7 protein-coding genes and 2 pseudogenes are annotated in these 8,312 nt (G+C 65.1%); 2 read left to right on the plus strand and 7 right to left on the minus strand.

The features are described 5' to 3' along the window. Window positions 1–575, plus strand: a pseudogene (locus WAN02_RS33025) (hypothetical protein); the annotation flags it as partial. Between the two features lie 124 nt (window positions 576–699). Beyond that, the gene (locus tag WAN02_RS33030; RefSeq protein ID WP_422269568.1) at window positions 700–1,809 is read left to right on the plus strand and encodes a phosphodiester glycosidase family protein; all 1,110 of its coding nucleotides are present in this window, start codon (window positions 700–702) and stop codon (window positions 1,807–1,809) included. Here WAN02_RS33030 and WAN02_RS33035 read toward each other — a convergent pair. From WAN02_RS33035 to WAN02_RS33065, 7 genes and pseudogenes are all read right to left on the minus strand, one after another. Further along, window positions 1,802–2,545: a mammalian cell entry protein gene (locus WAN02_RS33035; protein ID WP_422269569.1), complete on the minus strand. Its 744-nt coding sequence runs from the start codon at window positions 2,543–2,545 to the stop codon at window positions 1,802–1,804. The genes WAN02_RS33030 and WAN02_RS33035 overlap by 8 nt on opposite strands. Next, window positions 2,512–3,117 carry a mammalian cell entry protein gene (locus WAN02_RS33040; RefSeq protein ID WP_422269570.1) on the minus strand — a complete coding sequence of 202 codons (606 nt, stop codon included), beginning with the start codon at window positions 3,115–3,117 and terminating at the stop codon, window positions 2,512–2,514. Before WAN02_RS33040 ends, WAN02_RS33035 begins: the two co-directional genes overlap by 34 nt. After that, entirely contained in the window at window positions 3,114–4,130 is a 1,017-nt protein-coding gene (locus tag WAN02_RS33045) for an RDD family protein (protein ID WP_422269571.1), read from the minus strand. Before WAN02_RS33045 ends, WAN02_RS33040 begins: the two co-directional genes overlap by 4 nt. Then, on the minus strand, window positions 4,127–4,837 hold the full coding sequence (locus WAN02_RS33050; RefSeq protein ID WP_422269572.1) for a hypothetical protein: 711 nt from the start codon (window positions 4,835–4,837) through the stop codon (window positions 4,127–4,129). The genes WAN02_RS33045 and WAN02_RS33050 overlap by 4 nt, the downstream gene beginning before the upstream one ends. Continuing rightward, window positions 4,807–6,372 carry an MCE family protein gene (locus WAN02_RS33055; protein ID WP_422269573.1) on the minus strand — a complete coding sequence of 522 codons (1,566 nt, stop codon included), beginning with the start codon at window positions 6,370–6,372 and terminating at the stop codon, window positions 4,807–4,809. The genes WAN02_RS33050 and WAN02_RS33055 overlap by 31 nt, the downstream gene beginning before the upstream one ends. Continuing rightward, on the minus strand, window positions 6,366–7,535 hold the full coding sequence (locus WAN02_RS33060; RefSeq protein ID WP_422269574.1) for a virulence factor Mce family protein: 1,170 nt from the start codon (window positions 7,533–7,535) through the stop codon (window positions 6,366–6,368). Before WAN02_RS33060 ends, WAN02_RS33055 begins: the two co-directional genes overlap by 7 nt. Next, window positions 7,535–8,312, minus strand: a pseudogene (locus WAN02_RS33065) (mammalian cell entry protein); the annotation flags it as partial. The pseudogene WAN02_RS33065 and the gene WAN02_RS33060, both read right to left, overlap by 1 nt.

The following is an 8,312-nucleotide window of genomic DNA, read 5'->3' on the forward strand; positions in this document are numbered from 1 at the left end:
TCGCCGAGCAGGTCAAGATCTCGCGGTTTCGCACGCTGCTGATCAAGTGGGCGATGATCGCGGTATTGGCCTTGCTGACGTCGGCCGCCTATCTGCTGATCGCCGAAAACATGGGTATGCCGGTTCAGAACGGCCTGGCACTATGGCTTTTCAGCGCGTTCGCAATTTTGGCGGTGGGGGTGACCTCCACATCGCTGATCGCCGCACTGGGCGCACTCGGCGCGCTGGTCAGCCTGTTCGTGTTCATCATTCTCGGGTTGCCCTCGGCGGGCGCGACGGTGCCGCTGCAGGCCACCCCGGCGCTGTTCGAGGGGCTGGCGAAGTTCGAGCCGATGCACCAAGTGTTCTTGGGCGCAAGGGCTTTGCTGTACCTGGGCGGGCGCGCCGACGCAGGTCTGTCGCGGTCGGTGGAGCTGACCGCGGGCGGCCTGGTGATCGGTGTGCTGCTCGGCGTCATCGCCACTCGCCTCTATGACCGGCGTGGCTACCACCGTGTCTCGACGTCGCCGGCGGCCGATACGCCTGATGGCGTCGCCGGCCGGTCGACGCCCGAGGTCGACCACCCCGATCAGTAGGGCCGCCGAACGGTCGTAAACGCGTAGCGGCCGAACGTCATTGGACTGCGGCTGAACCGTCACTCCGCTGTTATGCCTGTTGCTGTGTAATACCTGAGGTTAGTGCTGTGCTCATTGCAATGACATGTGCGCCGAAGGGGCAACCGTGCCATATCTCGCTGCCGCCTTCCGGCGTATCGCAGCCTGCTGTGCGGGCAGCGCGCTGTGCCTGACGCTGGCGACCAGCACGGGGCAGCCGGTTGCTCGCGCCGAAGCCCGCGAGCTTTTGGCCAGCGCCATAGCCAACACTCAGGGGTCCTACTTGGTGTACAACTTCGGCGGCGGCCATCCGGCACCGATGCTCAATGCCGCCGGTAACTGGTACGACGGCGGCAGCGGCGGCCACCTGATGATCATCAAGGCCGCCTCGCAACGGCTTGAACCGCACCTGCTGGTGGACAGCCATCAGGGCCACCAGTCGCGCTGCGAGCGCAATCCGCGGGCGCGCACCAGCGACGGGCTGATGCAGGCGTCGGAAACCTATACGGCTGTGCAAGCGTGGCAGGCGCTAGGTCAGCCGACGATCGCGATCAACGCGAACTTCTTCGACATCCGCGGCCAGAAAGGCGGCTCGTGGCGCTCGACGGGTTGCAGCTCACCGCTGGGCGCCTACGTCGACAACACCCACGGGCAGGGCCGCGCCAACCAGGCGGTCACCGGCACCATCCCCTACGCCGGCAAGCAGGGCCTGTCCGGCGGAAACGAGAACTGGAGCGCGTTGGCCACGATGATCCTGCCCAACCGCGGCGCGCCATCGGTGCTATGGCCCAGGGGCGGTCGGGACGGGCATGACTACGACGCGGCCACGTCTGTCGTCACCGGACTGGTCGACCGGGGCGAGCGATTCGTCGCGGTGAGCGGCCTGGGGCTGCTGTCACCCGGAAATACCGGCCAGCTCAACGACGGTGGTCCGAGCGCGGCCCGCACGGCGTTGGCCTATTCCAAGCCTCGCGACGAAATGTACGTGTTCCAGGGCGGCAGCTATACGCCGGACAACATCCAGGACCTGTTCCGCGGGCTGGGCAGCGACACCGCGGTGCTCCTCGACGGCGGCACGTCGTCGGCCATCGTGCTGCGTCGCGACACCGGCGGCATGTGGGCCGGCGCCGGTGTGCCCAAAGGCAATTGCGATAACTACGAGGTGTTGTGCGATGCGCACGAGCGCTCACTGCCGGGCTGGCTCGCGTTCAATTGAGCTTGGGGGTCAGGTCGAGTGAGGTGATCGTTGTCATCTTGGTGACCAGCCAGCGCGCCTGATCGCGTTGCAGCACAAGCCGATAGGACAGGTACTTCAACGAGGGAACATCTTTGGTCGTTGGACTGGTCGAGGCCGTGTTGGTGTAAACGATCGCGGTGGCGTCCGCGCCGGTCAACGATTCCACCGCCGCCCCGACGACCTGGGTGGTGTTGGTGATCTGGGCCTGCTTGTTGGGTGCGACGAGTGCATCGATGTATTTACGATAGGCGGCTTCGAAGTCACCGCTGAGATACTGCGATGCCCGATCGGCCAGCTTGTCGATGTTCTGCGGGGTGTAGGTCCACAACGTCGTGATCGCGTTGGCGGCGGTACGTGCGACTCGCAGCTTGGTCGCCACCGTCGCGCGGTCGTTCAGGTAGGGCTGCATGGTCGCGCCGGCAAATGCCGCCGACCCGACGAACAGCGCAGCGGCCACACCCGCGGCGATCGCCGACCACTTGGTGACCGGTCGCCATCGCTTCACGCCTGCGACCGCCTCATCGGCCGCCTCGGCGTCGTCCGCCTCGTCATCTTCGGTTGCGGCGTCGACGTTCTCGTCGCCGTCCGAAGCCTCTGGAGAGCCGTGCGCGCCTTCGACTTCCGCGACGTCGGTGTCGAGGGTCGCAGAGTCTCCCGGCGTGCTACCGAGAGACTCGTCGGTCAGATCACCTGCTGCAGGCTGCTGATCTTCCACTTGTTGCCTTCCCGCTGAGCAGTGACCACCCAGCGATTCGTGTTATCGATTTTCTGCTTGCCGTCGGGGGACTTGATCGAAACGTCGGTCGCCACCATGACGTTGGCGCTACCGTCGTCGTTCCACCGTTCCACTCCGGCGGCCAGAGCGGTGCCCTTGGTCGGCTCGGCCTGGGCGATCTGAACCAGGATTTCGTTGTGCTTGTCGTGATATTGCTTGGCGAAATCGCCTGTTGCATTTGCTAATACGCGGTCGTAGTAGTCATTGGCATGAAATGGATCCAGCGTGGTGAAGCCGGTCATGAAGGCCTTGACGAAACCGAGAACGTCGACTTCTTGCATGGTGTCCCGGTGATGCGACCGCTGATCAACCAGGACGATCGAGGACGTCGCGATGGCGGCCGCCGTGAGCACCGTGGCTCCGGCCACCGCCGAGGGCACGGCCCACTTCCGCGACGGCTTCCACCACTGCGCCGGCACCGCGGGGCGCCACGGCAGCTTCGACCACAGTGTCGCTTTCGGCACCTTCAGCAGCGGCTCTTCACCCGGCTGGATTCGCCTGCGGGGGCTCACTTTTGCCCCTTGGGTGGAGTCGGCCCGTTGGGTGGAGCCGGTCCTTTGGCCGGTGCCGGTTTGGGTTTCGTCACGACGTCGAGGTTGTCGACAAGCCAGCGCCCGTCTTTGCCTTTCACGAACGAAACCCGAACTGTGGCGGTGATGAATCGTTGGTTGTCGCCGCCGCGGTGACCCTGCATGAACAGCAGCATGGTCGCGCTGTCTCGTGTTGCGGACAGCACGGCGCTGTCGGTCACCCAGTATTCGTTGATCACCGGATGACCCTTTTGCACCGACTCCTGCTGCTTGACCAACTCCGGCCGATATTTGTCGGTAGTCAGAGATTGGGCCCGCTCGAAGTCCTGTTTCAGCGATTTCGGGTCGTACGTGAGCATCTCGGCGACGATCTTTGGGCCTTGTGCGTTGACCGCGGTGCGGGTCTGATCGGCGGCCCGACCGGGCAGGTAGATCGAGAAGACGCTCACCCCGGCGGCCCCGACACAGAGCAGCACGGCTACCCCGGCTGCGGTAGCGGCGTGCCGCCGGATGTCCGTCGGACGCCGATCGGTTGCCACCTGATGCACTTCTGTCCGCAACAACACATCGGCGAAGGTGCGCTTGCGTGGGTCCCACAGCGGCCACAGCCATCCAACGCACACCGAGAGGGTGTCCAGCAGGTGGGCGAGTTCCCGCGACATCAGCCGGCCGACTCCGACGGCGGCCCCATCCGGCCGGACGACCTCGAGCCCGAGCAGCGCCCGCCCCAGGCTCCAACCGAGGATCGCCGGCAGGACCGTCCGGTTGACCATCGTCGCCAGAGCCGCGGCAACGAGGACCGATATCGACACCCACCACCACAAGCTCTGCGACGGCGCTGCCAACCAGACCTGTGCCGTCGTCGCTACAACGGCGACACCCGGTAATACGTCGACGGCGAAAGCGGCGGCGCGAATGTGCCAGTCCGCCAACTCATTCGGCGCTGATTCGTCAACTGCCGGTGCCGCGTCGGTCTCCTCGACCAGCACCGTCACCTCGCTACCTGGTCGAGCTTGGAGATTCGGTACTTACCCTCGTCCTGCACCATCGTCACCCGCAGGCGGTAGCCCGCTTCCTGGTTTTGCGTCTCGGCGTTGGAGACCTTCACGCGCAGGGGCACCAGAATCTCGATGGACCCGTCGGCGTTGTTGCGCTCCACCGCCGCACGCAGATCCGACACCTGTACGTGGGCGTTGGCGGCTTGATAGGCCTCGACGAGCAGCCCGCTGTACAGGATCGCCTGTGAGCGGAAGGCTCCGCTGCCGCACTCGATGATCTTCTGCGCGCTGGCGGCCATCGCCCCGATGTCGGGCGCCTGGGTGGCTCCGACGCAGTCCTTCGCGGCCTCCGCCGCTTCCGCATCGTGTCGTGCGGTAGTGCGGGCGTCGAGGTGCGAGCGTAGCGCCAGGTAGCCGCCGGCCCCGACACCACCGGCGAGCACGACAAGGGCAGCCGCGATTCCGATGAACCAGGTGCGACCCAGACGCGACGGGGCACCCGGGTCGTCCCCGCGTTCGGTGACCTCAACAGGGGCGCCGGCGTCTGACTCGGAGATCTCAGGGTCGGAGGCTTCGGCGGATTCCAGCGAATCCTCGGCACTTTCCTCAGCGGTGGGATCGTCGGCTACCGCATCCGATTCCAACGACTGATCCTCATCCGTGTCGTTCGGGGTCAGCCGGCTGGCGCCAGCATCTCCTTCCATCCGTCATCTCCTGTGTCGCGTGAGTTGTTGACGGAGTATTTAGAACCGTCGGGGCCCGTCACCTCGCCACTCATCGGACTATAGACGGCCGCTGGAGGCCCGCCCGGAGTGTAGATGCAGGGGTTCGGTTGCTGACCGTTGCATTGGACCGAACCCGAGCCCGGCCGCTGCAACGGATCACTTTTCGGCGGCGGCGTCTGCCCTCCAGGGGGTAGCCGATCCGCGGGCAGCGGGTTCAGCCCGTTGTTGACCGACGGTGCAGGTATCACAAAGCCCGGTTTCACCGCCTGGTTGCAGCGACCCCCAGGGGCCGGGCAGTTCAGGATCTGGTTGGGGTCGCCGTACCACGGGTTGGTACCCAGCGGCTCATAGGGCTTGCCGCTGCGGCAGTCTTGCGGTGTCGGCGCGCGTTTGCCCGGGACGTCCACACACGGCAAGTTTCGTGCGCCGCGCACCACGTTGGCCTGAAAGTCCTGCGGGATCCGGCAGTAGTTGTTGTCGCGCAGGGGCGCAATGCTGGTGTCCGACGGCGACCGCCACTCCGGTGCAGGGCGGAACCCGGTGAGGCAGGGCGCCGGATAGTTGATCGCCAACGTGAGGTCCAGCGCAGCCATGCGATCTTTTTCGTAGGGAGCGGAGATCGCCTGCACGATCGATCCGAGCTGGGGCAGCATCACCAATGTCTGCTCGACCCCGGGGCGGTAACGCTTGAGCATGTCGATGACGATCTCGAGGTTCGCCAGGGTTTGCGGCAGCGACTCACGGACACCGCTGAACACCGAATTGAGCTGATCGGCCGTCGGAGCCGCTTGCGTCAGGATGCTTTTCACATGCGAGTCCTGCTGGGCAGTCTGCGCGCCCAAGATGTTGAGATTGTGCGCCCACCGGTCGATCGCGTTACTCGAGACGGCCTGGCTGTCCAAGATCGGCGCGGAGTTCTGGATGATGTCGTCGACCTGGTCGATGTTGGTCTTGAAGTCGCTGACGATCGCCTGGGTGGAGTCCACGAGTCGCTGCAGCGCCGGACCCAGACCACCGACCGATTCCGCGGTCTCATCCAGAAGTTGGCCGATCTTGTCCCTCGGCAACACCGTCAACCCCCGGTTGGCGGTGTCCAGCGCCGGACCGATTTCACTCGGTACCGTGCCTTTGGTCATCGTCTGCCCGGGCGAGAAGAATCCGTGCGCTTTGCCCTCCGACACCAGGTCCAGATACTGCTCACCGACCGCCGACACCGAGTGCACGTTCGCAACCGAATCAAGCGGGATCTTGTACTGGCTGGAGATACTCATCGTCGCCTCGGCGCCCTTCTCGGTGGGCTCGACGGAGGTGACCTTGCCGATGGTGATGCCGCGATAGGTCACGTTGGCCGTCGGGTACAGCCCGCCGGAGGCCGGCAGTTCGGCTTTCAGGTCATACTGGCCGATGCCCACCAGGGAAGGAATGCGCAGGTAGTACACGCCCAGCACTAGCAGGGCCACCGCGGTCAAGATGCCGAAGATGACCAGCTGCCGCCTGATGAAACGTGTCAGCATTGCCGGTCCGCCCTCTCAACCAATGGTCCGCCCGGCGCGTCATTCGGGTTCGGTGTGTAACGCACGTCGGGGATCATCGTCGCGGGATCGCGACCGTACGACTGCTCCAGTGCGCGCAGCGCGCCGGAGAACCCGGTCCCGGTGAGCCACGCATTGTCGACCGCCGACAGCGTCGTGTCGACCTCGAGTGACGAGTTCATGAAGTCACCGCGGATCAGCTTCGGTGCGGTGTCGAGGTCGAACGGAGCCGTGAAGATCAACTTCAACGCGCCGAGCAAGTCAGGCGCCGCCTTGCCGAGTTCCCGCAGCGGGCATTGCAGCGACTGCAGGTTCTGGTGCAACGGGGCCCGAGCCTCACCCAGATACTGGGCGGTGGCTTGGCTGAGCGCTCCTACCGACTCGACGGCGTCGATCAGATGCTTCTGATACTCGGGACCCGACAAGTATTTGATCAGCGGCGGGAATTCGGTGAGCGCACGATCGAGCACATCCGACCGATTGCCGACGTAGGCCAACAGCCGGTTCGTCGAGTCAATGGCGTGGGTGATGTCGTCGCGCTGCTCGTTGAGCTGCCGGGTGAAGGTGTCCAGTTTGCCGAGGAACGCACGGATCTGTGGACCCCGCCCGGTCAGGATCTTGCTGACCTCGTTCTGCAGGACTTCGAGGTTCGGCAGGCCGCCGCCGCGCACGACCATTGCCAGGCTGGCCAGAGTCTGCTCGGTACTCGGATAGGCCGACGAGTTCTTCAGCGGGATGGTGTCGCCGTTCTTCAGCAGCTGCGACGACGGGTCGGCCGGCGCGGCCAACTCGATGTGCTGCGAACCCAACAAGCTGGTCTGACCGATCTTGGCGGTGGCATTCTTCGGCAGCTTGACGTTCTTGTCCAAGCCCAGCGTCAGGGTGGCCACCCAGTTCTTCAGCTCGATATTGCGGATCGAGCCGACGAAGACGTCGGCAACCATGACCTTGCTGTTGCCGTTGATCGCCAGAGTGTCGGGCATCTGGACATACACGGTGTAGGAGCCGGATCCGCCGCCCGGACCGGCGGGCAGTTCGACGTTCGAGATGCCGCGCCAGCCGCAGGAGCTGAGCACCATTGCGGCCACCGCAAACACCAGGCCCTGCCAGATCCGGTGGCGGGATTTACTGATCGTCACGCGCATCATTGACCCCCTCCTGGTGCGGATGCCGCCTCAGCGGGCAGCGCGGGTCCGGCGGGTGCCTGACCTGACAACGGGGACGGTCCAGGAGCCGGCGTCGGTGCGACGGGACCGGGAATCACACCGGGTGCCGGTGGCGGCGGCGGGATCGGGGCCGGATTGCCCGGCAATCCGATATACGGCGCCGGCCCGAGAGGCTGCTCGTTGTAAGCATTCTGGTATCCCGGCGGTGTCTGCAGGTTCGACTGCACCGGCGTGATGTCCGGCCCGCCCATTAGTTCGGCCAGCGACTCGGGGGTGAGTAAGCCCGCCGTGACCGGCCCCACCTTGACACCCTGCATGCCAGGTGCAGTGATCCAGCCGTGTTGGGTGTTGCGGTGCGAGGTCGGGGTGTCGGGCACCCAGATGCCCGGCACAGTGGTGTCCTTGTATCCATCCGGCGGGTGCAGCCGGTTTTCGGAGTAGGCGACTTCCTTGGGCAGCGTTGCGGCCAGGTTGAACGGGTTGAGTCCGAATGGCAGGTAGTTGAACTTGATCGAGTCGAGAACCGGCGCCAGGTACTGCGCACAGAGCTCGGCCGATTCCTGATATCCCAGTCGGCTGCCGGCCTGAATGGCACTGCAGAGGAATTCCATCGGGTTCGCGAAGCCCATCGTGCCGACCGTGCCCGCCGGCTGCCCGACGACCGCGCTGTGCGCCGGATGGTAAATCAAATTGAGGTTGGCGAAGGCGGTTGGCCCGACATGCAGGACGTTCTCCAAGCTGTTCACCGTGTCGGGC

The organism is Mycobacterium sp., from assembly GCF_049281135.1.
Lineage (GTDB): Bacteria > Actinomycetota > Actinomycetes > Mycobacteriales > Mycobacteriaceae > Mycobacterium.

What these genes read in the sequence shown, in the direction of transcription:
- WAN02_RS33050 (WP_422269572.1), bottom strand. Translation starts at nt 4,837, where the DNA reads ATGGAAGGAGATGCTGGCGCCAGCCGGCTGACCCCGAACGACACGGAT.
- WAN02_RS33030 (WP_422269568.1), top strand. Translation starts at nt 700, where the DNA reads ATGTGCGCCGAAGGGGCAACCGTGCCATATCTCGCTGCCGCCTTCCGG.
- WAN02_RS33060 (WP_422269574.1), bottom strand. Translation starts at nt 7,535, where the DNA reads ATGCGCGTGACGATCAGTAAATCCCGCCACCGGATCTGGCAGGGCCTG.
- WAN02_RS33055 (WP_422269573.1), bottom strand. Translation starts at nt 6,372, where the DNA reads ATGCTGACACGTTTCATCAGGCGGCAGCTGGTCATCTTCGGCATCTTG.